This window comes from Providencia lanzhouensis, from assembly GCF_050469745.1.
Taxonomy (GTDB): Bacteria; Pseudomonadota; Gammaproteobacteria; order Enterobacterales; family Enterobacteriaceae; genus Providencia; species Providencia lanzhouensis.
In genome coordinates this window covers 1,817,200-1,841,085 of record NZ_CP174123.1, presented here as the reverse complement: position 1 = coordinate 1,841,085, position 23,886 = coordinate 1,817,200, and the positions used below count along the sequence as shown (strand labels likewise).

Below are 23,886 nucleotides of genomic sequence, written 5' to 3'. Positions count from 1 at the left end.
TAAAAAGTGGTTATTGATGGTCCAGCCCTAAGCTGTCCCTAAGTAGATTTAGACGCTCAACATCCCCATTTCCCGCAGCTTGCTGCAAAGATTTAGTCGGAGCGTGGATCAGGCGGTTGGTTAACTGTTGTGATAGCTGCATAATCACTTGCTCAGGGTTGGCACCTTGGGCAATGGCTGCAAGTGCTTTTTCGGTCATACTTGCCCGAATTGCTTCCGCCTGCTCTCTGTATTCGCGAATTGTAGAGACTCCGGCTTGTGAGCGCAACCAATCCATAAAATGACCGCTTTCTTGCTCAACAATAAATTCCGCTTCAACCGCGGCGGCTTTACGTTGCGCCAAGTTTTGGGCAATGATGGATTCCAGATCATCAACAGTGTAGAGATAAACATCTCTAAGTTTTTCTACATCCTGCTCGATATCACGAGGAACTGCGATATCAATCAATAACATAGGTTTACTACGGCGTGCTTTCATCGCACGCTCGACCATCCCTTTACCAATAATTGGCAGCGGGCTAGCCGTTGAACTAATCACAATATCCGCTTCAGCTAAACGATTATCGATATCGGCTAATGAGATAACTTGCGCGTTCACTTCTTTGGCTAGAAGCTCGGCTCGTTCTAGCGTTCGGTTAGCTATCATCATTTTTTGCACGCCATGCTCACGCAAATGACGCGCCACTAATTCGATGGTTTCCCCTGCACCGACTAACAAAATATTCAAATGTTTGAGTGATTCGAAAATCTGTCTCGCCAGTGTACAAGCCGCAAAAGCGACAGAGACCGCATTCGCACCGATATCAGTTTCAGTTCGTACACGTTTAGCCACGGAAAACGATTTTTGGAATAAGCGCTCTAATTCGCTAGATAGAGAATGATTATCTTGCGAAAGCGCAAACGCCTTTTTCACTTGACCGAGAATTTGAGGCTCACCAAGAACCAACGAATCTAGCCCACTTGCCACACGCATAAGATGGCTAACTGCGCGCGCATCTTGGTGCCAATAAAGGCTAGGTTGTAGATCTTTGGCGGTGATCCCGTGAAAATCACATAACCATTTAGTTAACTGCTCCTGCGCTTTTTCTTGGGATTCAAGGCTAAGATACAGTTCAGTTCGGTTACAGGTAGACAGCACAACGCCGCCACTCACTTGAGGCTGTTTCAGTAACTCCTCAAGTGCGTGGTCGATTTTTTCAGGACCAAAAGCGACTTGCTCACGCAAAGCCACTGGTGCTGTTTTATGATTAATGCCTAAGGCTAATAGGGTCATTGTGCTTACGACTTACTCACATTGCTCACATTGCTAATTTATTTGTCAGCATGATACTAGTGACCTAGCTCATTACTGCGATTTATATTCGTATATTGTAGATGATTAACGCGTCTGTTTCTACGGGTAGCCTATCATCAACAATCAGAAAGATGATGCACACCAAAATTTACGTTGATTATCGGACTGTCTGATATCAATATCAATAAGATGCATCAAGGATGCCGCTATTTGGCACAGAAAGCAAATTCCCTATTTTTTAGTATGTTTTCATTGATAACCACTGCAGATTAGCGCAATATTCCTGAAAATTACCTTTTGAGAACCGATATGCAACTTTCTTCAGCTCTGTCGTTTATGCGCCCAGCCAGAAACTTTTGGCGATTAATGCCCCTTTCCTGCCTGCTGCTGACTGCCTGTGTGACCACATCTCAAGACACTACGAAAGGCACTTCATCTTCAACGGATGCGCAGTGGAAAGCCCACCAATCACAAGTGGTTGAACTGCGTGATTACCAAACTCGCGGCTCCTTTGTGTACATTGGCGGTCAAGGTACCGGAACAGAAACCAAAACTTACGCGAAGTTTTTCTGGCAGCAATATACCCCCGAAAAATACCGTTTATTGCTGACTAACCCATTAGGTACGCGTGAACTGGAACTTAGTGTGGAACCTGATTTAACCAAATTAACCACGAAAGATGGGCAAACTCACATGAGTGATGTGCCAAGTGAATTAATTTATCAGTTAACTGGTATGGATATCCCCATTGATGATCTCACCGCTTGGTTGGTCGGTTCTCCAGGGCGTGCCACTGAATATACTCTCGATAGCAACCACCTGCTCAAATCCGTGACGTTTAAAATCAATGGCGAAACATGGAAATTGGATTATCTCTCTTACGATACCAAAACCTCGCCGATGCTGCCGAACCACATGGAGTTGAAGCAAGGGGATAAAATCATCAAATTAAAAATGGATAGTTGGACACTGAAAAAATGACGTTAACGTGGCCATCACCGGCAAAATTGAATCTTTTTTTATACATTACTGGGCAGCGAGCTGATGGTTATCATGAGCTACAGACTCTGTTTCAATTTTTAGATTATGGTGATGAAATCACCTTTAGCACTCGTTCGGATGATCAGATTAATTTGCTCACCCCGATGCCGGGTGTGGATACCGAAAAAAACTTAATTATTCGTGCAGCAAAAAGCTTGCGAACCTATTGTCGCGAAACCCTCAATCATCAAGGGGCGTTAGGTGCAGATATTCACATCAACAAAGTGCTGCCGATGGGCGGTGGTATTGGTGGCGGATCGTCAAATGCCGCGACAACGCTGATTGCGCTTAATGAGCATTGGGGAACTCACGTTTCTGATGAGGTTTTAGCCGAATTAGGTAAACACCTTGGTGCTGATGTTCCCGTTTTTGTTCGCGGTCATGCCGCCTTTGCTGAAGGCATTGGCGAAATTTTAACACCCGCAGAACCAAAAGAGCGTTGGTATTTAGTCGCACACCCCGGAATTGAAATCTCAACCCCGATGATCTTCACAGATCCAGAATTAAATAGAAATTCTCCAAAACGCTCTTTAGCCGCATTATTACTGGCTCCGTATGCAAATGACTGTGAACCGATCGCAAGAAAACGTTTTCGTGAGGTTGAACAGCTCGTTTCTTGGCTGTTAGAATATGCTCCGTCTCGCCTAACAGGAACAGGCGCTTGTGTGTTTTCTGAATTTGAAACCCAAGCGGATGCCCTGAAGGTGTTAAATAAATCCCCATCGTGGGTGCAAGGATTCGTCGCTCAAGGAGCGAATGTTTCTCCTGTGCACAAATTCCGCGCTGGGATAACCCGTGTATTGCACCGATAGTGATGACTTATCCATCATTGCTGTTGGTCAACAATATCTCTCTGGACGCAAGCCTGAGGTTTTTCTCGTGCCCGATATGAAGCTTTTTGCTGGTAACGCTACACCGGAACTAGCACAACGTGTTGCTAACCGCCTTTACACTAATCTTGGAGACGCGGCTGTTGGTCGTTTTAGCGACGGCGAAGTCAGTGTTCAAATTAATGAAAATGTTCGCGGTGGTGATATTTTTATCATCCAGTCAACTTGCGCACCAACCAATGACAACCTGATGGAACTCGTTGTTATGGTCGATGCCCTGCGCCGTGCATCTGCTGGTCGTATTACCGCTGTTATCCCTTACTTCGGTTATGCAAGACAGGATCGTCGCGTACGTTCTGCCCGTGTACCAATCACCGCTAAAGTTGTTGCCGATTTTCTGTCAAGTGTGGGTGTTGACCGTGTTCTTACTGTTGACTTACACGCAGAGCAGATCCAGGGCTTCTTTGATGTTCCTGTAGATAACGTATTTGGTAGCCCAATCCTTCTGGAAGATATGCTGCAGAAAGATTTAGAAAACCCAATCGTTGTTTCTCCAGACATCGGCGGCGTCGTTCGTGCTAGAGCAATCGCGAAATTACTGAACGATACTGATATGGCAATCATTGACAAACGTCGCCCACGCGCAAACGTTTCTCAAGTGATGCATATCATCGGTGACGTTTCTGGTCGTGACTGTATCTTAGTTGACGATATGATTGATACTGGTGGCACACTGTGTAAAGCAGCTGAAGCGCTGAAAGAACGTGGTGCTAAGCGTGTATTCGCTTATGCAACTCACCCAATCTTCTCAGGTAATGCTGTAGACAACATCAAAAACTCTGTAATTGATGAAGTCATTGTTTGTGACACAATTCCTCTTTCTCCTGAAATCAAGGCGCTGAACAAAGTTCGCACCCTGACCCTTTCAGGCATGCTGGCCGAAGCTATTCGCCGTATCAGCAATGAAGAGTCAATTTCTGCGATGTTCGAGCACTAATTCTAAAGCGGGGTCTTAATGACCCCGTTTTAACATGCTGGTTTCAGTAGTTTTTCATTAAATTATTGAGGCGAGAAATGTGCTTTATCGCACCACATTCATTGTGGTCACGATACAAAAATTTATAAGTAGCGCCCCTACTGTTGTTCATCAACCGTAGGGGCTTTATTTTTTTGAACGGTTTCATTTATCGTGGCTTTAGACAAAAAATAAGAGTGAAATCATTGATATCGAATTTCACTCTTATTTAGATTTTACCTATTTTTCAATGACACATTTTTGTTCACTGAGGATATCCATTGATGAGCTTCAGCCCAACTCACTATGGGTAACGGTGGTTATCGTTACGGGAATGAAATTGGCGTTTCAGCAAACAGTAACGGTCTTCCACTTTCTCTTTACCGCCCATTCTTGCGCCCACTAACCAAACCAATGCACCGATAAAGATCCCGAACAGTGAACCATTGATGATGTCATCGGACAACCCTAAATCAACAATATGAGAAAACAGGTTTAAACCGATGCTTCCCCCCATCACCACCATACCCAACCCCATCAAGCCATTACCAATGAGAGTAACCATTTTCCGTTTCATATCTACCTCCAATATCAGTAAACTGATACGCAAGCATTAAAGAAAAGTTCGATAAAACTTTATATTTATGTAAAGAGTATAGCTCTTTAAGTAAAATTATTTGCGATAAGCTTCACATGTATAGAAGAGTTTAAGGATATCTACTCAAAAAGTGCTTTTAATCAATTTAACAACTGATGATGGTATTGACGAATAATTCACAAACTAATTATCACTAGCACAACCTTATCAATGACAATTTTGTACATCCCCCCCGACACGAGGTAAACTAGTCACCAATTTCTATACATTGACAGTGAAAAAGTCCCCGTGAGTAAAATAAAATTAATTGTTGGATTAGCCAATCCGGGCGCTGAATATGCGCAAACCCGCCATAACGCTGGTGCGTGGTATGTTGATTTACTGGCACAACGCCATAACCAATCGTTAAAGGAAGAGCCTAAATTTTTTGGTTATACAGCTCGCATCAATCTTAATGGCAATGATATTCGCTTGCTGGTTCCAACCACCTTTATGAACTTGAGCGGTAAATCCGTCGCCGCGGTCGCTAATTTTTATCGCATTAATCCGGATGAAATTTTAGTGGCTCATGATGAGCTCGATTTACCACCGGGTGTTGCCAAAATGAAACTCGGTGGCAGTAACGGCGGACATAACGGCTTAAAAGATATTCAAAGTAAATTTGCCAATAACCCTAACTTTTACCGCTTACGCATTGGTATTGGGCATCCAGGCGATAAAAACAAAGTTGTTGGGTTCGTTTTAGGCAAGCCTCCGCTGTCAGAACAGAAGCTTATTGATGATGCGATTGATGAATCTGTGCGCTGCACGGACATCCTGTTATCAGATGGAATGGATAAAGCTATCAATCGCTTACATGGTTTTAAAGCCACAGCCTAAGAGTTGATTTCATCAAACACGAGTTTTTGTGTATAATCAGCGCCAATTTTCTAAACATTAGGGGCAGCACTCGCCTGCCCCCGCTATTAAGGTGAGAAACATATGGGTTTTAAATGCGGTATCGTTGGTCTGCCTAACGTGGGTAAATCCACTCTGTTTAATGCATTGACCAAAGCCGGCATCGAAGCAGCCAACTTCCCTTTCTGTACAATTGAACCAAACACGGGTGTTGTGCCAATGCCAGACCCACGTCTTGATCAATTAGCTGAAATTGTGAAGCCTCAGCGCATCCTGCCAACCACGATGGAATTCGTTGATATCGCGGGTCTGGTAAAAGGCGCATCGAAAGGTGAAGGTCTTGGTAACCAATTCCTGACTAACATCCGTGAAACGGAAGCGATTGGTCACGTCGTTCGTTGTTTCGAAAATGACAATATCATCCACGTTGCTGGCCAAGTTGACCCAGCAGCCGATATCGAAGTGATCAACACTGAATTAGCGCTGTCTGACTTAGATACTTGTGAGCGTGCTATTCACCGCGTACAAAAACGCGCAAAAGGCGGCGATAAAGACGCAAAAGCGGAATTAGAAGCTCTAGAAAAATGCCTGCCACACTTAGAACAAGCTGGCATGCTGCGTTCATTAGATTTAACCGCTGAAGATAAAGCCGCAATCCGTTATTTAAGCTTCTTGACCCTGAAGCCAACCATGTACATTGCTAACGTCAATGAAGATGGTTTTGAAAATAACCCATACTTAGACAAAGTCTACGAAATCGCTAAAGCCGAAGGTTCTGTAGTTGTGCCTGTTTGCGCCGCTATCGAATCTGATATCGCCGAGTTGGACGATGAAGAGCGCGATGAGTTTATGGCTGATTTAGGCATTGAAGAGCCAGGTCTTAACCGTGTGATTCGTGCAGGTTACGAATTATTAAACCTGCAAACTTACTTCACCGCTGGCGTGAAAGAAGTGCGTGCATGGACTATCCCTGTTGGTGCAACGGCTCCACAAGCGGCGGGTAAAATCCATACTGACTTCGAAAAAGGCTTTATCCGCGCACAAACTATCGCATTCGAAGATTTCATCAAATTCCGTGGTGAACAAGGTGCGAAAGAAGCCGGTAAAATGCGTGCAGAAGGTAAAGATTACATCGTTAAAGATGGCGATGTGTTGAACTTCTTGTTTAATGTGTAATTGATTTAGCCCATTATAGGGCATCGTTCGATGCCCTATATGAAATAAAGCCTTTTGAAATCCATGTAACTGAGTGGATTTTTCTTTTGGTTGTGTCTCAGCTTTTCCCAAAATTCAAGCTACGTTAATCTAGCTGGTCTTTTCAACTTTCAGTTGAAACAGGCTTTTTTCATCATGACCACTGCAAGTTTTAGGATAAAAAACTAACTGTAATCATCATGGTCTTTCAGCTGCTTTTAACCATGTATCCACTTCATCAACACCTAAAATCAACATCATATCTTGCAAAGCAACTACTCGATGTAGCATTTCTCCATCATCTGATTCTTCCTGCTCTTCTGCTTGTATAAATAAGCGAGTCAATAACTGCACTAAATGGTTATTGTAATCATGTAAGTAGGCTTTTACTGTACGAATATATTCAAAATAAATCTCAGTAGCTTTTAATGCATACAAAGGGTCTATACATGAAACAATATTTAGCCATGCACCGAAACCGAATAAACCAATTCTGGATGCTTCAGAACTCGTAGATATTAATGAAAAATAGCGCTCTAACATTTGCATAGGTAAAATAACAACAGATTCTTTTTCTCTAAAAAGACTACCCATCGACTCTACTAATATAGAGGAGTATTGATTATCATCACTTAACGCCGCAGATAAACCCGCAAGACATAAATTAGAATGTTGTTTAAAATTTTCACAATGTGTCCAAACATCTATCGCTCCTTTCCATGCATCACTATCATTTAATTCTTTTATTTGTTTTATAAAATCACAACTTTCTATTTTTCCTGATAATACAGCTAATGCAGATATTCTTCCCCATGCTTGAAATCCATCCTTAATGTCTTCAGACACAATCACACTTAACCACGGAGAAACCCTATCATACTCATGATGATAAGAATAATAGAGACAACGCTCAGCCATATCCCAAAGTCCTTCACTACCTTTCCGCATTATTAATTCAAATACTATCCAACCAACTTCAGGCAAAATATGCTGTAAATGAGGTAAACGGCGTAATACTACAGCTCTCACCGCCGGATGATCGTTAGAAGCAAATTGATGTAATGTAGGTAATAACAACTCGGGCCAAGAGATATGTTCTTCATGTAACCTTATTGCCATAACCATGAGAGTATCAGCAATATGACCTTTAATCATATTAATACCTATTGAAATATAAGTGACACCATCTCCTGATATAGGGTCTCTTTCTTCCACTGTTAAATAGGGAATAGATAAAAAAGTTACTCGTTTTGCGTTATTTATATCTCTCACTATATGTGAGCACCCTTGTAACACTTCAGAAGCAGAGCTATTTAGTCTCCAATACACCGAATGCCGCTCCAATTCATCCAAAAGATCGTTAATTAAGACATCAATATCTGGTTCATTAACTGGTTTCCAATCATTACTTGGATTAAGATTTCCATAGCGATAATTCAAATAATTTGCAATCCCATGCATGATATGATTTCGAAAATCTTCATTTATATCCTGCCAGTAAAAAGACAAAAAACTCAAAAACCGTAATGGGTCTCTTGATGATGCCTCACTTAATTGACGAGCAACTTGCTCCTCCCCACCAATTAACATGTCGCTGAATACATCTCGTCCATATCCATTATAGTGTTCAAGAATACTACGAACACCTTCATTACTCAGTTCATTAAAAACCTCAAATGAGAATGGAGCTCTTACAATTCCGCTCCATCCATTAATATCTGGTTTATGCTCAAGAGGCCAATTTGAACGATTATATTCATCTAAAATACTTACGCATGACGATGAACGTAAATGACATGGAATACAAATAATAAGCTTGGCCTGATCTATAAGCATATATTCCCTATACTCAGGGCTATCAGCATATTTCAGAGAAAGAGAAAGTATTATTGCCTGTATTGCATCTTGGAACTCTGAACTCAAATAAATAAAAACTTTCTGCACTAAAGTGCCCAGTTCATGTGAAAGCTCGGACTCTAAAAAATCCACTTTCGATAACAGTCGAGAAGATATATCAAGATTAGTTAGCGGAGAGTTAATACATGCTAACAATGCAAAATAACGAAGTGAACCTTCCCGATTAAAGCATAAACGTTCACTGTTGTTTTGCCACCACTCTGAATTGAACTTAGCATGATGAATGATAGCAACTTCTAATGCATCCATTAGGACACGTTGGCTATCTTTATGCTCAAAGTCTCTCATTCTTCGGTCGTCCGAATGAGATGTTTCACTTAGGAAACCACTTCGATAATTATGTTTTCCTTCATATCTAGAGCTTCGTACTTCACTCCATTTTTCAATTGTTGATATAGCTAGCTCTAATAAAGTAATAGAATTAATCATTCTATCTGAAAGAAATTTGCTATCCTTAGCACCAAACTCGTGTGGTCGGCAATTAAGCTTATTTTCAAATCTGTAGGATAGGATGTCTTCATCTTTAACATCAATAATGATGTAATCCCAAAGAACTACATCATCTACCCCCCCTACAGCAACACATCGAGCAAGGGCTCTACCTAAAAAACTATATTCTTCCTGTGGAAATTTAAACAATTCCAGCAATAGAGGAGACATTAAATATGCATGCTCTCTCTTTATATCTGATATAAAAACAGTAATCTTACTTATCAAACGAGACTTATCTATCCAATCTGATCTTAATGTTTCCATCCAAAAATCAACGACACCTGATGGATCTAGATTTAACCAATGAGCAATACGGTAAGAGTGGGCTTCTATACCATCAACATCACGCATAGTTTTTAAAACTGGCACAAGGTTTCTTAACCAAAAATAATGCCATTCAACTTGTGAAGCTTTGCTATAAATAATTTGGAAAACATCTCGATGCGTATTACGTAAATCACGTAACATTGGCCAATCATCATCTTGAGGTAATTGTTCAGCGAAACACTCCGCGACTAGGCGACGTAGATGAAAAGCATAAGTTCCGGTAAGCACTGTCCGTAGCTGTTTTCTAAAATCTTGTCTTTCCTCTGTAACAAGCTGTGCAATAAAGCTACGAATAGATGGGCGGACAAACGGTACAGGAGGAAGAGTCTTTATAAAATTATTTAAAGTTAATCCATGACGAACTGCCCTACTAATAACTAGTACATCAAGTAGTGTTTGATGCCCAAATGTTAATTTATTACCCTCAGTTTCATGTAAAACATTATGACTAAGCAGTATTCTACGAATGTCATCTGAAGCTGTAAATCGCTGGGTTGGTATCGATAAGCTACGAAGCCTTAACATCTCTGTAGCCATATTTTCAAGTGCTATTTTCCCTTCATCACCTAACGATGGATTCGTTAACATAATTGAATCAACATAGCGTTGAGCTAGCGCTTGGCTAGTCACTATATTAAAACTGCCGCCTCTTTGAGCAAGATTTATAAATAGAGCTAACTCACGTGGATTGCTAATTAAATGTCGAGTTGTATTATCAATAGCTGATGAATCGATTGAGAGCTTTCCAAGCAACGGCATGATTTCACTTTCCCAATCTAATGCTTGGCACTTAAACTCTTTATTCCATGAACGCTGAGATATACGTCTATCGTAATGTCTATCAAACTCTCTACAAGCCGTAATAACAGTAACATTTGGAATTAATAATAGCTGATCTATTTGCGCTAAAAAATACGTTAGCACCGTATGTTCTCGAGCTATAGCAAGTACATCTAGTGAATCAATTGTGACTATTACATGATAGCTGTCAGCTACACGCGCAATCTTTTCAATCCATTGCTCATCTAGTCCTAGAGATTGTCGTTCCTGTGCAGTTTCTAAATCAGCAAATTCTCGCGATTGAATGAATAGCGGTAACATAGCGCTATCAGATTGCATCAATTGTTCTAATTTCTCCTGCAATTCAAGTAGAATACAGGTTTTCCCTGACCCTGGCCCCCCAGTCACTAATATGGAATGGCTTTTACTTTTAATCGCTTTAATTAATTCACCAACCAAAAGTGTATCAATACGATGGCCACCAATATCTCGTTGCCATGAACGACCAATGGATGATGTTTTTCTAAATGAATTAAAGGTAGATTGAATATCTATCGGAGGAGAAATAATACAACCTGACTGAGAAAGGAGGTTTATAAGGTCAGCTTTCGTTAAACGAGAGCTAGATGATAGTTTATTATCTTGTGTATCATTAACCCTCATTCCTTGATAATCAAGACCAGTCCAAAGTGAATTAAAAGCAGAAATAGAATTACTCACCAAATATTGCAAGCGCTCTTCCAGAGCTTCTCTCATCCGCTCATGAATATCACTAGTAATAAATTGGGTTCTAGATAAAAACTCGTAACTATTAAAATCAGAAGATATTTTTTTAATTAGTTCACTAAGCTTTCTATCAGTCGCCTTGTGTACCTTTATCTCTTTTAAAGCAGCATGATAAGCATATGCATCAGGGAAATTATTACTAAACTCTTGTAATAAAGCTAGCTCACCAAAAGGGGTACGAGAGTAGAATCTAACTGTCGTAGAAGGATCTTGTATAAGCGTTTTAATGGCTTTATCTAGCTCATCATTAAGATCGGAGAATGACCATGCCCGAAATGTTTTTTGATTTTTTTTGCACTGACAACAAATTTTTGTACCATCAGCCCGTCCTATCACAACGTCATCAACTAGCCACCTAACTGAATCCGTCTCTACCCATTGATAGTTAGGATCAGATAGCACTGTCAAAGCCCAGTCAAACGCTACTAACGTTTGATACCCATCCCCCCTATTAGACTGAATACCAGCTTTACTCAATTCTTAACTCCTTTTGATAGCAAATTAGATAAGTCACCTATACTGGCTTCACTAAATCACATCATTTTTCACACTCGATTTCGTTTCTCGCGCAGATGGCGTAAATAAAACAATCAACGAAAAAATGAGTTGAATAGCCATAAAAATCATCAAGAAACTAGACTGATTGATAAACGTTAATGGCGTGATAAACAATGATGAACACGTAAAGGCAAGAGCAATGATCAATGGATATTTAATGCCAATATCCCGAATTCGTTGCGTAAGAATAAGTGAGAAAATATATATTTGAACAACCGCCGATACGACTTCCATTAGTCCAAACAAGCTAAAAGAAAATTGGTAATAAAAGTTACTTTTAAACACTAATTCAGCATCTTCAGGATGTGAATCCAAATACCATTGATAGACTAATACCTGAATGATACTCAGAACGATTATCCAAAAAATTTCTGCACCTAGGAAAGATAGTCTTGCTCGTCTTTTATATTTCCATTGATAAATTAGTTTTGATTGCATGGTAAATCCCTTCACATGTTAAAAAATATTGATTTTCTTAGTTTTTACTCTCATCTCTTTGAAATTGGTAATGCCAATCCAGTAACAAAAAAAAGCAAAAAGACCAGCAACATATTCATATAGTCGGTAACGCCATTTTTTTGCGTGATTTTAGGTTTAGCTTCCTCGTCCTCACCTTCATCTGTGATCGCAAATTTACCTTGGTACAGTTTATCCAAGACATTTAATGCATTCTCTAACTCGCATTTTGGTACCAATAATTTAACGCCACCAATAGCTTGGGCATACATTTGGTTATTCCAGACTATGTTTTCGTCTAATAATAGAGAATCAATTCCTTCAGAATTGAGCAAACCCGCATCTATTCTTGCTTCTAGAGGAGAAAGGTACTGTGACAGTAATGTGTATTGAGCCCGAGTCGGATGGATATACCACATTACAACCTCCCTGTAGGATCGATTTTAGCGAATAGTCTAGAATAATCGATTTATCAGAATCGATAAACGAGTCTTATCCTAAATTTCCCGCTTAAATGATGATATCAACATAATACATCTATTCCCTACTGTACTAACCCCGCCCATTCTTATGCGCCACTATGTCCGCCATAATCGCTAATGCAATCTCTGGTGGCGTTTTACTGCCAATTGGAATACCGATAGGCGCATGGATCTGGTCTAGCATTTCAAGCGTTAATCCCCCTGAATTTAACAACCGCTCTCGGCGCTTAGCACTCGTTCGGGTTGAGCCCATTGCACCAATATAAAATGCAGATGTATTCACTGCTTCCATTAATGTTAAATCATCAATGCGAGGGTCATGAGTCAAAGATACAATAGCGGTATTAGATGCACTTGGATTCTCTTCTAAAAAACGGGCAGGGAATATATTTTTAATCTCAACTTGTTCTGCAATTTGCCCAGCAAAGCGTAACAATTCGTCATCACGATGCTCACAAATAATCACTTCAAACCCTAATGTGACCGCAAAATTAGCGCAGTAAACACCGACATTGGAAATACCCGCAACGATTAGCTTGGGTGGCGCCATGATATAAAATTGGATCTCATCGCCATTGCGCTCAATATGCGTGGGATGTTGTGAGTTTGGTACCGTCGAAATTTCACTTCGCAGGGGGAGTGTCAGTTTTTTGATGATGGCGGTATAACCGAGTAGTGCTGTTTGAATTTGTGAAAGGTATTGATGAGAATGCGGGTTACAGGGTAAATATTCGATAAGAACATCTAAACTCCCTTCACAAGGTAAATTGACTTTGGCTTCCACCCCGCCCTGACCATAGCGAACAACTTGGCTATCTTTTAAATAATGACCTTGCTGAATTCGTTGCAGAAAATCCTCTTCAATACAGCCTCCAGAGAGAGAACCTACATACATCCCATCTCCTTTAGCGACCAATAAAGAGCCGGGGCTTCGCGGCGATGAACCATAAGTATTCAGCACAGTGCATAACCAGACTGGTTCATCCATTGCCCACTTTATTGCTTGAGAAATCACGGACACATCTTCACGTAGCATATTCAGTCCCTATTGATTTTTATTCTTAGTTTTTATTTGGAAGATAATCAATATCTTTAATGACATTCTCATCATTTATCTGCATTTCGTAAACCAATTGATGACGTAATATTGATTTTGCGCCATTATCTCCCGATAAATTAAGCAAATTTTGTCGATACTTTTCTGATATTCCGACAGGGTGCCCCGGTATGTTTTTATATACAGGTCGCACTAATGAATAATTTTTTAATTCGTTCGCAACTCGAATAAATATTTCGTGAGAAATATAGGGCATATCACCCAACTGAATTAACCAGCCACTCCAATTAGAGGTATTTTTTACGCCTAACGCAATCGATTCCCCTAGTCCATGGCTATTTAATACGGAAAATGGAATATTAAAATGTAAACAATTGTTAATGACACCCAAATTATCAGCGCGAGTGACTACATGAATAGGCAATTCACTATTCATTGAATTTACAAGCGTTTTTTCGAACACCGTTTGTTGGTCAATTCGATAATTTAATTTACTTCCTTCACCACCAGCACGTTGAAAACGCTCACTTTTTCCTGCTGCTAATATTAATATACCTATATTCATGGTTTACATTATACATAATTAATTTTATTGTTTATATTATAAATAATAATATGCAGATTATGCTAATCGTCATCATTTTTATTATCCATCCAATTCTACTCATATTTCGATATAGAACCATTGGATATATAAATATTTATATCACGAAACTAGCAATGAAATAAAAAATAATAATTGAAGCAATGAAAATAAGTGTAAGGGTATATTATGAGCAATAACCATGTCGGACTATCCCGCAGACACTTTATCAAATGTGCTGTTGTTGCGGGGATCTCTTGTTATATCGCCCCTTTGTATAGCCGAGCTTTTGATGTGCTATTCGAGGAAAAAATTCTTCAGGCTCCCGACTGGAACCCTGTCGATAAAAAAATCAAATTCCGAATTGATGGCTATGCCAAAGTGCAAGGTGAAAAAGTCTTTGCAAGAGATATTCGAGCCCGCGATATCCCTCACTGGCCCAAACAACAAGGACACGCCTTTCTTCTACGCGTCACCCAAGCCGATAAAATCTACGAAGGTTTTAATCTCGAACGACTTAATGATGGCTTAATGCCTGACCGTATTGTTACCGCCAGTGATTTAGAAAAAGATGGCGTCGCCTTCCCTGAGTTCTATGGTGAAGATTTACTATTACCGACAGGAAAAACCCCTGCTTACTTAGGGCAAGCCGTCGCGTTACTAATTTATCATGATTTTGCCAAATTTAACTTCGCTAAAGAGACACTCAAATTCCACGATGATGTCATCCAATATGGTGCTTATACGGGACCATTACAGCGAGATCCTTGGGGAACTTATCGTGGGGTTCGTATCGGCGGAGAAACACCATTCTCACCTGATACATACTCCAGCATGAAAGATATGCCTATTTCCCCGATTGGTATGAAAAAGCATCTCCCAATCTGGCCTGAAGGTCGTGAAGGTGGAAAGCTTGATCAAGAAGGCATGTATTATGCGGATGAACTCGCAAAACAGTTAGAAAGTCCGCCGGAAGATTGGCTGGTTATCAAGCGTAAATACTTTTCGCAATCTATTGATACCTCAGCGCTCGAACCCGATAACGCCAATGGCTGGTATGATGCAAAAACACAATCATTCCATTTAGTGATCCCAACACAGTCCCCGCAAGAAGTTGCCGCATCACTGCCTGAAATGCTCGCAAAATCTAAATTCCCAATTAAGCAAATATTCTTACACCCTTGCTTTACGGTGGGTTATGGCTCGAAAGATCACACCCCATTCCCTTATTATGGTGCGATGGCAACTCTGTATGGTGATGGCGTTCCGATCCGCCTAGCCAACGACCGTTATGAACAGTTCCAATCCACCATCAAACGCCATGCGTTTGACATGGATTACACCCTCGCCGTCAATAAGAAAACCCATAAAATTGAAGCACTTTCCGCCTCATTTATTGGGGATGGCGGCGGTCGATGTAACTTTACGCCTTCCGTTGTGATGGTTGCAGCCACTGGCGCCCAAGCCATCTACTATATTCCTCGCAGTGATTTATCGGCTGTGGGTATCGCTTCTCGCGCGGTCGATGCGGGATCTGCTCGTGGTTATGGTACGTTACAGGCCATGGCTGCCACTGACATGATCATGGAAGAAGCCGCAAAATTACTCAAAGCCGATCCTATTGAGTTTCGCCTGAAAAACATCATCAAATCAGGAATGAAAAATACCCAAGGGGCTATCCCAGGCGGCGCAATTCGTGCGGATGAAGTGCTGAGCCGTTGCGCTGAGCACCCAATGTGGAAAGAAAGAGCAAAACGTAAAGCCGAGTTTGAAGCTAAAAATGCAGGCAAATTATTTGGTACCGGCATTTCTTGCGTTCAAAAAGACTTCGGTACAGGTGCTGAATCCTCCTTTGCGCGCGTTGAACTCACACCTGAAGGGAAAATAGCTATTTATCATAGTGGTGCGGAGATTGGTACGGGGATGTCCACATCCCAAGCCGTAGTCTGTGCCAAGTGGTTAGGCAAACCTGCGGAAGAAGCCCATTTTTCGGTTGTGGATTGGTCAGTTCTGCCGATGATTTCGACAGGAAACCCATTTGCCATGGCGCAAGATGAACAAGAACGCCTCGCCACTAACCCGCTTTGGACACCGAATTACTGCTCCCCAGCCAGCGCCAGTAACTCCGCTTATTATTTCACCCACAGTACTGAAGAAGCCGCTCGATTAGTCTTTGAATATGGTCTGTGGCCAGCGGCAATGTCAATTTGGCAAGAGGGTATTGGTGGTGGGCAAGCAGCGCCGCTCGTGGTTCGTCGTGAGGATGCCCGTTGGGTTGCCAATGGTCTCACCGCTGATGGGCTAGAAGTGCTCAGCTTACAACGCTTAATCGACCGTACATTTGAGATGGGTGGTTTAACTGGCGCAGTTTGCCATGTCTTTAACCGCTGGGAATGGGCTGAAGCTGATTTCAAAATTAATGATGAAACCCGCCGCCTTCCTGTTGATGGTCTTTCCCTACGATTTGCAGACAAAGATTATCAAATATGGCATCGCGAAAAAGCGTATTACCCTGATACTCAACGAAACAATGCTGGCGTTACCTATTACAGCGCCGTCGCTACCTTATCTGAACTTGCCATTGATAAGGCCACCGGTCATGTCGAATTACTCGACCACCATACCGTCGTTGAATGCGGAAACTTAATTGTTCCTCAATTGGTTTCAGGGCAAATCCAAGGTGGATTAGCGATGGGTATTGGTCATGCGCTCCATGAATATTTACCTCTCTACGAAGATGGACCCGGAAATGGAACATGGAACTTTAACCGTTATCATTTACCCCTCGCAAATGATGTTGCAGTTTGGAAACAAACTAGCGAAATCCTGCCAGGGTTATCCGATACCGACCCACCAAAAGGGGTCGCTGAAGTTGTTATGATCCCTGTCGTTTCTTCCATCGTCAATGCGATTGCTGATGCAACAGGGCACCATTTCTTGAGTCTGCCTGTTCGCCCTAACGATATTCTAGAGGTATTATCATGAGCCTAAATTTTCTGCCACTTACCATCAACATTAACGGTCAACAATATGGACCGATGGATGTACCTGAAGGTCTCATGATGATTGATTTTCTTCATGAGTATGTTGACCTTACGGGTTCACGACTTGGCTGTGGTCAAGGTATTTGCCACGCATGTGTGGTGATTTTGGATAACCCATCAGGCACAAGTGAAGAAGTTCGCACCTGCATTACAGGCGCACACTTTTTCAACAATAAAAGCATTCGTACCATTGAAGGGGCTGCCACCAAAGAAGAAAATGGTGACGTTAAATTATCTCCTGTACAAGAAGCATTTATCGACCATTTTAGTTTCCAATGTGGTTACTGCACCCCAGGCTTTGTTAATGCGGCAACGATTTTCGTTGAGGAATTGCAACGCAACCCGATTGCCGAAGCCGAGCTAGAAGAAGCCATCAAAACAGCTTTAAATAATCACATTTGCCGCTGTACGGGTTATGTTCGTTATTATGAAGCAGTACGAGATGTGGTGATGAGTACTCCGGGACTAATCAAGGAGACGATAAAATGATCAAACGTATTATTTTATGGTTGATAGCGATAGCTATTGTCGTCTGGGCGATTCTGTATTGGTATGAGAGTCGCAAACCTGACGGTCCAGTACAAAAAGTCACCGCGAGCGCCGAGGAGATTGAGCGGGGTCGTTACTTAACACTTGCCGGTGACTGTGCGGCATGCCATACCAGCACAAATGGCGCGCCTCTAGCGGGTGGTTTTCCTCTCGATACCCCCTTTGGTACTATTTATAGCAGTAACTTAACACCTTCTGCTGATTATGGGATTGGTCGCTGGACAAAAGAAGAGTTCCATAAAGCATTAACTGAAGGTGTTTCGCCACCAAGCAAAAACCTCTACCCTGCGATGCCATATACCTCCTATAAAGGAATATCTCGCAGTGATTCTGATGCTATCTACAGTTATTTAATGAGCCGCCCAGCGGTAGATGTCGCACCACCAGAAAATTCGCTGCCTTTCCCGTTAAACCAGCGTATGGCGATGATTGGCTGGAACCTATTATTTTTCAATGACAAACCATTGCCAAATAGCTCCCAAGGCAGTTCTCCTGAATGGGAGCGAGGAAAATATTTAGTCAATGTGCTTGAACACTGCTCTGAATGTCATACACCAAGAGGAGCGCTCGGCGAAATGGAGTTAGATAAGTATATGAAAGGTGGCGCATTGGGTCGTTTCACTGCCCCTGACATTACCCCTGACGCCCTCGCTGCCCGTGGTTGGACAAAAGAAGATCTCCAGCTGTTCTTTATGACTGGCTTAGCGCCGCAAGGTTCAGCCTACAGTGATATGCATCCGGTTATTTACCTCAGCACGCAACATTTAACCCCGGAAGATAATAAAGCCATTGCTACCTATCTAATGGGTGATAATCCACCAGCCACATTACCGCTCAAGATGGGTGATGGCAACGCAGCAGGTAAACAGGTTTATCTGGAAAGTTGCTCTGGTTGCCACTCCTATGATGGCAGCGGTAAACCTAATGTGGCAGTGGCGATGAAAGGTAATTCGACCTTGCGTGATGTGGACAGTACTAATCTTATTAATGCCGTATTAGATGGTTTGCCGGAGCAAGCGTTCCCAAATAACCAAAACATGCAAAGTATGCCAGGTTTCGCCGACAAGCTTAACGACCAGCAAATTGCCGATTTGGTCAACTTCCTGCGTGTTCAATGGGGTGGACAAGCCGGTGATGTGACCCCTGAGCAAGTTAAAGCCCTGCGTAAATAAGTTATTTTACTCTTAATAAAGGCTTACCGAGATTATTCGGTAAGCCTTATTTTATAAACCCTTTCCGTTTCTAATCTTACTATTCTCTATTATTTTCTCGACTTTAATTCAGGGTTTAAAAACCAATGAATGGTCGAATTTTTGGCTAGAAATAACGCTAACGTAATGGTGAAGAGCGTGAGCAAAATTAAAAGCGGTAAACCCGCTTCAATATGGAATGAACTTAACCCAGTTAATAGTAAGAAACAGATGATCGGATGAATTAAATACACTCCTAATGCGTTATTTGCTGTTTTCACAAATCGCTCAGTCGATAATGCAATACACATCACTGCAATTGAAATTAACACGCCCATTAGAAATGTAAAAACATGCTCAAAGAAACGATAAGTAAGTTGGTTTCCCCCTAAAATCTTTATTAGCTCAGATTCAATGTCTACTGGGGTATAAATATAAATAACAACCAAGGCGATTACTGCAGATACGATAAAAAATACATTTTTTCTGAGCCAAACTATTTTCTTATCATCACAAAAGTAAGCCATAACAAAGAATGGAAAATACTGAATAATCGCCGAAAAACCAGTAACATCCGATAAGTATATCTTGGAGAAAAACGCAATGATGATGGATAACAGCAAGGTGACAGTCACTCCCCCGACATTATTCTTTATAAATGAAGGCAGTAATAAAAAAACGGCTTGCCATATCGGTACCGCTAAGAAAAACCAAACACCATTTTGAGGGAACAGTAAATATTCTGCGATAGTTAATCGGTTTGTAAAATAAAGCGGGATCGCATCTATCGTTTGAAACGTGAAATAGATAATTAAAGGTGGGATTAAATGGGCACGCCAACCTTGCCATAAAATTCCTTTGCTTAAATATGCAGCGATAAAAACAAACATCGGAATTAATACCCAATCAAATATTTCAATCAATATTGAATAATCGGATTTCACGGTTGGATTAACATTTAAATAAAAATTAAAAACAATTAAAGAACTCAATATTAATTTTAATGTTTGCCAATTCGGTAAATGACGATTTTTCACCTGCATAGCACGAGTTCCATCACGCATATTTCACCTTGTATTATCATTATTCGATTATCACCCTAGTGCTTTGAAACTACCCTCCTAATTTAACAAACGTCATTGCAATAATCTAATCCTTGCCGAAAGTCTGAGAAAATTTTGCCATTTACCTGCTACATTCGTGCACTTTGTCTAATATTGACAACATACCGTGTGGAATAATCTGCTTTTTAGTCATCAATACATTTAGCTTAATTTTAAATGCTAAACTCTCTCTAGAGCATCCGAATACGATGCCGATAATATCAATATTGATAACTCTTTTTTGGTAGGGATCCCATGAAACTTCGCCGTACACTACTAGCACTAGCATTACCTGTACTCATGTCTGCCCCAGCACTGGCTGACGCCTATACTGTTACTGTTTTTCAGTGTGTAAACAAAAATAACAAACAAGTTCGCGTGACATACGTTGATGGTCAGTATCGATATGCTTTTGGAAAAATAGATGATATTCCCGATATTGAAATTGTTCGCTCACCACAACAACTAACTCAAAATTTATTAAAAACGCAAGCCGCCGATACGGATACAGGTCACGCCCAAATTATGGAGCTAGATTTTAAAAATGGGACATACGTATATACCGTTCACTCTGACTATCTAGGAACAAAACGCGCGGGTGGGGTTGATGTTTACAATAAAGGTAAATCGATTGCTTCAATCGACTGTTTACCGAACACCATTGTCGATAATCTCAGTGAACATATTTACGATCTGCCTGAGCGCCCTTATTAATATTCTCGGAGAGATTTTTACGACGATATTACTGCTTTTGTAAGGTAATCAATACAAATCAGCAAGCTGCTCAATAATATTGATGGAGATTATTGAGCAGTATAGCGTGGTAAATAGATGGATTTCGTAAGCTTATAAAGGAAGTGCATACGTGACTTTGACGGTCTCCATAGGCACTTCTGTTTTGATGCTCTGCACACTGCTTATTTGCGTCAAATAGTCAGCGTGAAAACGACGATAAGATGCCATATCTTCTGTCACAATACGGATCAGCGCATCACATTCACCCGCCATTAAATGGCACTCCACCACTTCTGGCATTTGCTGAATATCGGCTACAAATTGATTAATAGTTTGCGCATCTTGGGTTTTAAACCAAATGCGTGCGAATAGGGACAAACCTGCGCCAATCTTTGTACCATCCAACACCGCAACATAACGTTTGATTACGCCAGCATCTTCCAGCAACTTAACGCGCCTTAAGCAAGGTGACGGGGATAAACCAACCTCTTTTGCCAGTTCAACATTTTGGATTTTTCCATCTCGTTGCAACACCTGCAAAATATGTTTATCAATCGCATCTAATTTGATGGCGGATGAGCTGCTATGTTCCAGCTCATGCTTTTCTGCATAATGCGAGCCAGTATTCTTTGGCATTCGAACCTCTTTTGATTTTATTTTTTGATATTAAATGTCAAATAAGCATCCATGACAAGCAACAAAACAACCAAATTTCAACGGGAAATAGCTATAATAACCAAACTTTGTTCTCTTCATAAGAAAATAATAATAAATTAGAGGTGTTTGGATGGATCTACAAACGTTATTGCTGTTTAGTGCAACTGTCATTCCTTTGATTTGTACACCAGGTCCCGATATTTTATTTATCTCATCACAAGGGTTATCAGGCGGAATCTCTGCTGCATGGAAAGCCAATTTGGGTATTATTCTCGGCTATGTAGCCCATGCCATTTTAGCCGCTCTTGGGCTCGCGGCTATTGTTGCAACTTCACCAATTATCTTCCAAACCATCAAATGGGTGGGGGTCGCCTATGTTGCTTACTTAGCTGTCCGTATGCTGTTATCGGCCATGAAATCGAGAAAGATTCAAATTAATACCGTTTCCACACAAGCTGTGATTGGCAAAGCTTTTCTCACTAGCTTCCTTAACCCTAAGGGGTTACTAGTTTATTTCGCTATTCTGCCTAATTTTATCCATGTTTCCGAAAGTGTTGCAATACAATCTTTAATCTTATCAGCGACTTTCATCACATCATGCATCATTATTTACGGTGCCATCGGCATGATATTCGCATCAATGCATAATCGCCAACAATATAACGATAAAAAACGTCGCATTACCGAAGGTGTTGCTGGTGGAATGTTAACCTTTGCAGCTATCGGACTTGCAAGCAGCTAAGCAACTCTTAAGGGTAAGCGCGACCTCCACGCTCACCCTATTTTCCCTATTTTAGCCCCGTTAATCGATAGCATAAACGCCCTAAAACTTGCATCGCCTGTTCAAGCCTGTCATTCCATGCAAATGATGCATTTAAGCGAAATGCATGATTGAATTGGTCGCTGGTTGAGAACATGCTCCCCGGTGCTATGCTAATCCCTTCCTTTAATGCTAATTGATACAGCTGGATGGCGTTAAATGGTGGTTCAAATTCCAACCATAAAAAATAGCCCCCTTTTGGGGTATTCACTTTAACCGTGGACGGCATATATTTAGCGATTGCGCTCAGCATTAAATGTTGCCGCTGTTCCATCGTTTGGCGAAGCTTACGCAGATGACTATCATACCCCCCTTGAGATAAGTATTCCGCGATCGCCAGTTGGGTTGGCACACTGGCCGAAACGGTGCTCATCATCTGCAAATGCTGAATTTTGCTCGCGTGATGACCTGCTGCTACCCACCCGACACGGTATCCCGGCGCTAAACATTTCGAAAATGATGAACAGTGGAAAAAGTTTCCTTGTGAATCAAGTGATTTTGCAGGAATAGGTTGCTGGGTACCAAAATAAAGCTCGCCATACACATCATCTTCGATCAACACAATTTTATGACTGTTCAAAATATTCACTAACCGCTTTTTATTAGCTGGAGGCATCGTGCCGCCTAACGGGTTTTGGTAGTGTGTCATCAACCAACAAGCTTTGATCGGGTATTTATCCGCAATGTCCTCTAACGCATCAAGATCAATTCCAAATAGTGGGTCAGTTTTGATGGCTATCGCTTTAAGTTTTAAGCGTTCTATCGCCTGCAAGGAACCATAAAATGCAGGGGATTCAATCACTACCCAATCACCCGGTTGAGTAACCGCTTGTAAGCTCAGCACCAATGACTCCATCGCACCTGCCGTGATCACAATTTCATCAGGGGCAACGTGGATCCCTTGCGTTGCATAGCGCTGGGCAATATTGCGACGTAGCTGTTCATTCCCCGGAGGTAAGTTAGTGGTGGTATTGGTTTTCGATAAACGACGCGCCACCGAAGCGAGAGACTTGGCTAGTTTTGGATCATCCAGTAAAGCGGGCTCTGGGAAAGCAGAGCCAAATGGGATAATATCTGGGTCTTTGCATGCTTGCAGTACACCGAAAATAGAGGCGTTAATCTCCACATTTTCATTTAGATGGAGCCCTTTTCCCCCTTTTGCGGCGGCAAATGCATTATTGCGATTTGCAACATAATAGCCAGATTGCGGGCGCGCAGCGACCCACCCCTGACTTTCCAGTAATTGATAAGCTTGTACCACCGTCATTAAGCTTAAACCCGATTGCTTAACGCTCTCTCTCAGTGAAGGTAGCCTGTCACCTACTTGCCAAATATTATCTTCAATCTGTTGACGAATTTGTGCTGCTAGCTGTTCGTATCTCGTCATTCCCGCCTCACTGTTATAGGTGATTTGCTAAAAATTGTTACTATTATAGTTTATCGTCTCATGTTCTACTTATCCACACATTCACCTGACTTTT

20 protein-coding genes are annotated in these 23,886 nt (G+C 41.4%); 10 read left to right on the top strand and 10 right to left on the bottom strand.

What is annotated here, in order from left to right:
• Nucleotides 1-10: 10 nt before the first annotated feature.
• A complete protein-coding gene (hemA, locus tag ACIH2S_RS08700) occupies nucleotides 11-1,273 on the bottom strand; it encodes a glutamyl-tRNA reductase (RefSeq protein WP_036954652.1) in 1,263 nt (420 codons plus the stop codon).
• Between the two features lie 357 nt (nucleotides 1,274-1,630).
• Here hemA and lolB point away from each other — a divergent pair, with 357 nt between their 5' ends.
• The 3 genes from lolB to prs all read left to right on the top strand — a co-directional run bounded on the left by lolB (nucleotide 1,631) and on the right by prs (nucleotide 4,162).
• On the top strand, nucleotides 1,631-2,275 hold the full coding sequence (gene lolB, locus ACIH2S_RS08695) for a lipoprotein insertase outer membrane protein LolB (protein ID WP_187129832.1): 645 nt from the start codon (nucleotides 1,631-1,633) through the stop codon (nucleotides 2,273-2,275).
• On the top strand, nucleotides 2,272-3,147 hold the full coding sequence (gene ispE / locus ACIH2S_RS08690) for a 4-(cytidine 5'-diphospho)-2-C-methyl-D-erythritol kinase (RefSeq protein WP_108478213.1): 876 nt from the start codon (nucleotides 2,272-2,274) through the stop codon (nucleotides 3,145-3,147). The genes lolB and ispE overlap by 4 nt, the downstream gene beginning before the upstream one ends.
• A gap of 67 nt (nucleotides 3,148-3,214) precedes the next feature.
• Nucleotides 3,215-4,162 (top strand): ribose-phosphate diphosphokinase, encoded by a 948-nt coding sequence (gene prs / locus ACIH2S_RS08685; protein WP_006661866.1) that lies wholly within the window; start codon nucleotides 3,215-3,217, stop codon nucleotides 4,160-4,162.
• 322 nt (nucleotides 4,163-4,484) lie between these two features.
• On the opposite strand, the gene ACIH2S_RS08680 is transcribed toward prs, so the two are convergent.
• Nucleotides 4,485-4,757, bottom strand: a complete 273-nt coding sequence (locus ACIH2S_RS08680) for a DUF2583 family protein (protein WP_036954662.1) — start codon at nucleotides 4,755-4,757, stop codon at nucleotides 4,485-4,487.
• A gap of 309 nt (nucleotides 4,758-5,066) precedes the next feature.
• Here ACIH2S_RS08680 and pth point away from each other — a divergent pair, with 309 nt between their 5' ends.
• Both pth and ychF read left to right on the top strand, forming a co-directional pair.
• Nucleotides 5,067-5,657: an aminoacyl-tRNA hydrolase gene (gene pth / locus ACIH2S_RS08675; RefSeq protein ID WP_036954667.1), complete on the top strand. Its 591-nt coding sequence runs from the start codon at nucleotides 5,067-5,069 to the stop codon at nucleotides 5,655-5,657.
• Between the two features lie 102 nt (nucleotides 5,658-5,759).
• Nucleotides 5,760-6,851, top strand: coding sequence for a redox-regulated ATPase YchF (gene ychF / locus ACIH2S_RS08670; RefSeq protein ID WP_036954672.1), 1,092 nt, complete (start codon nucleotides 5,760-5,762; stop codon nucleotides 6,849-6,851).
• Nucleotides 6,852-7,067: 216 nt separating this feature from the next.
• On the opposite strand, the gene ACIH2S_RS08665 is transcribed toward ychF, so the two are convergent.
• The 5 genes from ACIH2S_RS08665 to ACIH2S_RS08645 all read right to left on the bottom strand — a co-directional run bounded on the left by ACIH2S_RS08665 (nucleotide 7,068) and on the right by ACIH2S_RS08645 (nucleotide 14,289).
• Nucleotides 7,068-11,648, bottom strand: a complete 4,581-nt coding sequence (locus ACIH2S_RS08665) for an AAA family ATPase (RefSeq protein WP_430248489.1) — start codon at nucleotides 11,646-11,648, stop codon at nucleotides 7,068-7,070.
• A gap of 51 nt (nucleotides 11,649-11,699) precedes the next feature.
• Nucleotides 11,700-12,167, bottom strand: a complete 468-nt coding sequence (locus ACIH2S_RS08660; protein ID WP_349487790.1) for a hypothetical protein — start codon at nucleotides 12,165-12,167, stop codon at nucleotides 11,700-11,702.
• A gap of 50 nt (nucleotides 12,168-12,217) precedes the next feature.
• Nucleotides 12,218-12,604: a hypothetical protein gene (locus tag ACIH2S_RS08655; protein WP_349487789.1), complete on the bottom strand. Its 387-nt coding sequence runs from the start codon at nucleotides 12,602-12,604 to the stop codon at nucleotides 12,218-12,220.
• Between the two features lie 133 nt (nucleotides 12,605-12,737).
• Nucleotides 12,738-13,703 carry an XdhC family protein gene (locus ACIH2S_RS08650; protein WP_349487788.1) on the bottom strand — a complete coding sequence of 322 codons (966 nt, stop codon included), beginning with the start codon at nucleotides 13,701-13,703 and terminating at the stop codon, nucleotides 12,738-12,740.
• Between the two features lie 25 nt (nucleotides 13,704-13,728).
• A complete protein-coding gene (locus tag ACIH2S_RS08645; protein WP_036954684.1) occupies nucleotides 13,729-14,289 on the bottom strand; it encodes a nucleotidyltransferase family protein in 561 nt (186 codons plus the stop codon).
• Nucleotides 14,290-14,496: 207 nt separating this feature from the next.
• Between ACIH2S_RS08645 and ACIH2S_RS08640 the strand changes: the two genes are divergently transcribed.
• Genes ACIH2S_RS08640 through ACIH2S_RS08630 form a run of 3 tightly spaced genes read left to right on the top strand, consistent with a single transcriptional unit; the run spans nucleotide 14,497 to nucleotide 19,072 of the window.
• Entirely contained in the window at nucleotides 14,497-17,292 is a 2,796-nt protein-coding gene (locus ACIH2S_RS08640) for a xanthine dehydrogenase family protein molybdopterin-binding subunit (protein WP_321146744.1), read from the top strand.
• Entirely contained in the window at nucleotides 17,289-17,840 is a 552-nt protein-coding gene (locus tag ACIH2S_RS08635; protein ID WP_108478219.1) for a (2Fe-2S)-binding protein, read from the top strand. Before ACIH2S_RS08640 ends, ACIH2S_RS08635 begins: the two co-directional genes overlap by 4 nt.
• Nucleotides 17,837-19,072, top strand: a complete 1,236-nt coding sequence (locus tag ACIH2S_RS08630) for a c-type cytochrome (protein WP_108478220.1) — start codon at nucleotides 17,837-17,839, stop codon at nucleotides 19,070-19,072. The genes ACIH2S_RS08635 and ACIH2S_RS08630 overlap by 4 nt, the downstream gene beginning before the upstream one ends.
• A gap of 89 nt (nucleotides 19,073-19,161) precedes the next feature.
• Here ACIH2S_RS08630 and ACIH2S_RS08625 read toward each other — a convergent pair whose 3' ends face one another.
• Entirely contained in the window at nucleotides 19,162-20,154 is a 993-nt protein-coding gene (locus ACIH2S_RS08625) for a hypothetical protein (RefSeq protein ID WP_349487787.1), read from the bottom strand.
• A gap of 294 nt (nucleotides 20,155-20,448) precedes the next feature.
• Between ACIH2S_RS08625 and ACIH2S_RS08620 the strand changes: the two genes are divergently transcribed.
• Nucleotides 20,449-20,907, top strand: a complete 459-nt coding sequence (locus ACIH2S_RS08620) for a hypothetical protein (RefSeq protein ID WP_036954698.1) — start codon at nucleotides 20,449-20,451, stop codon at nucleotides 20,905-20,907.
• Between the two features lie 132 nt (nucleotides 20,908-21,039).
• Here ACIH2S_RS08620 and ACIH2S_RS08615 read toward each other — a convergent pair whose 3' ends face one another.
• Nucleotides 21,040-21,564, bottom strand: coding sequence for an Lrp/AsnC family transcriptional regulator (locus ACIH2S_RS08615; RefSeq protein ID WP_051422784.1), 525 nt, complete (start codon nucleotides 21,562-21,564; stop codon nucleotides 21,040-21,042).
• A gap of 151 nt (nucleotides 21,565-21,715) precedes the next feature.
• Between ACIH2S_RS08615 and ACIH2S_RS08610 the strand changes: the two genes are divergently transcribed.
• Entirely contained in the window at nucleotides 21,716-22,327 is a 612-nt protein-coding gene (locus ACIH2S_RS08610) for a LysE family translocator (protein ID WP_132495014.1), read from the top strand.
• 46 nt (nucleotides 22,328-22,373) lie between these two features.
• On the opposite strand, the gene ACIH2S_RS08605 is transcribed toward ACIH2S_RS08610, so the two are convergent.
• Entirely contained in the window at nucleotides 22,374-23,792 is a 1,419-nt protein-coding gene (locus ACIH2S_RS08605) for a PLP-dependent aminotransferase family protein (protein ID WP_036954705.1), read from the bottom strand.
• Between the last annotated feature and the right edge of the window lie 94 nt (nucleotides 23,793-23,886).

Bases quoted from the DNA above. Each gene is read 5' to 3' on its own strand.
- ACIH2S_RS08640 (WP_321146744.1), top strand. From the start codon at position 14,497: ATGAGCAATAACCATGTCGGACTATCCCGCAGACACTTTATCAAATGT.
- ACIH2S_RS08615 (WP_051422784.1), bottom strand. From the start codon at position 21,564: ATGCCAAAGAATACTGGCTCGCATTATGCAGAAAAGCATGAGCTGGAA.
- ACIH2S_RS08645 (WP_036954684.1), bottom strand. From the start codon at position 14,289: ATGAATATAGGTATATTAATATTAGCAGCAGGAAAAAGTGAGCGTTTT.
- ACIH2S_RS08630 (WP_108478220.1), top strand. From the start codon at position 17,837: ATGATCAAACGTATTATTTTATGGTTGATAGCGATAGCTATTGTCGTC.
- ACIH2S_RS08625 (WP_349487787.1), bottom strand. From the start codon at position 20,154: ATGCGTGATGGAACTCGTGCTATGCAGGTGAAAAATCGTCATTTACCG.
- hemA (WP_036954652.1), bottom strand. From the start codon at position 1,273: ATGACCCTATTAGCCTTAGGCATTAATCATAAAACAGCACCAGTGGCT.
- ACIH2S_RS08650 (WP_349487788.1), bottom strand. From the start codon at position 13,703: ATGCTACGTGAAGATGTGTCCGTGATTTCTCAAGCAATAAAGTGGGCA.
- ACIH2S_RS08655 (WP_349487789.1), bottom strand. From the start codon at position 12,604: ATGTGGTATATCCATCCGACTCGGGCTCAATACACATTACTGTCACAG.
- ACIH2S_RS08605 (WP_036954705.1), bottom strand. From the start codon at position 23,792: ATGACGAGATACGAACAGCTAGCAGCACAAATTCGTCAACAGATTGAA.
- ispE (WP_108478213.1), top strand. From the start codon at position 2,272: ATGACGTTAACGTGGCCATCACCGGCAAAATTGAATCTTTTTTTATAC.
- ACIH2S_RS08660 (WP_349487790.1), bottom strand. From the start codon at position 12,167: ATGCAATCAAAACTAATTTATCAATGGAAATATAAAAGACGAGCAAGA.
- ACIH2S_RS08680 (WP_036954662.1), bottom strand. From the start codon at position 4,757: ATGAAACGGAAAATGGTTACTCTCATTGGTAATGGCTTGATGGGGTTG.
- ACIH2S_RS08635 (WP_108478219.1), top strand. From the start codon at position 17,289: ATGAGCCTAAATTTTCTGCCACTTACCATCAACATTAACGGTCAACAA.
- lolB (WP_187129832.1), top strand. From the start codon at position 1,631: ATGCGCCCAGCCAGAAACTTTTGGCGATTAATGCCCCTTTCCTGCCTG.
- ychF (WP_036954672.1), top strand. From the start codon at position 5,760: ATGGGTTTTAAATGCGGTATCGTTGGTCTGCCTAACGTGGGTAAATCC.
- ACIH2S_RS08620 (WP_036954698.1), top strand. From the start codon at position 20,449: ATGAAACTTCGCCGTACACTACTAGCACTAGCATTACCTGTACTCATG.
- ACIH2S_RS08610 (WP_132495014.1), top strand. From the start codon at position 21,716: ATGGATCTACAAACGTTATTGCTGTTTAGTGCAACTGTCATTCCTTTG.